Genomic DNA, 598 nt, shown 5'->3' with positions numbered 1-598 from the left:
GACTGGACCGCTCGCGAGCGGTCCAGCTTCGACGATCCGTCGCCAACTCAGCAGCCAATCGCATACAAAATCCTTTTGCGCAGCGACCTCGTGATCAAGACGAGGCGTTTTTCAACAGCCTGCTAGGACATACTTCACGCCAGCGTCGGTACTTCGGACATCGACCGGTGCCGGGCCGAACGCGATCGTCGCGCCCGGCACCGTGAAAAGTCCTGGCCGACTTACTTGCGTGCTGCGTTCTCGAAGAACGCGAACAGATCCGCGTTGACCTGATCGGCATGCGTGATCGCGATCCCGTGCGAGCCGCCCGGATACACCTTCAGCGTCACATTCGGCGCGATCGCGGCTGTCCGGCGCGCCGACGCGTCGATCGGAACGATCTGGTCATCATCGCCGTGCAGCACCAGCACCGGCACATTGATCTTCCGAAGATCCTCCGTGTAATCCACTTCCGAGAACTCGCGGATGCAGTCGAACTGGCCCTTGATCGAGCCCATCATCCCCTGCGCCCAAAACGAATCGATCGTTCCTTGCGACGCCACCGCGCCTTCACGGTTGAAATTGTGGAACGGCACCGCTAGATCCTTGTAAAACTGCG

1 protein-coding gene is annotated in these 598 nt (G+C 60.2%); it reads right to left on the bottom strand.

The window, feature by feature from the left end; genetic code table 11:
• Positions 1 to 221: 221 nt before the first annotated feature.
• Positions 222 to 598, bottom strand: a 377-nt coding sequence (locus G3O00_RS43110) for an alpha/beta hydrolase (protein ID WP_206146645.1), incomplete at its 5' end; no start/stop codon positions are given.

This window comes from Burkholderia sp. Ac-20384 (genome assembly GCF_017104605.1).
GTDB lineage: Bacteria > Pseudomonadota > Gammaproteobacteria > Burkholderiales > Burkholderiaceae > Burkholderia > Burkholderia lata.
The sequence above is the reverse complement of the archived record's forward strand: the minus strand, read 5'-3'. Positions and strand labels throughout refer to the sequence as shown.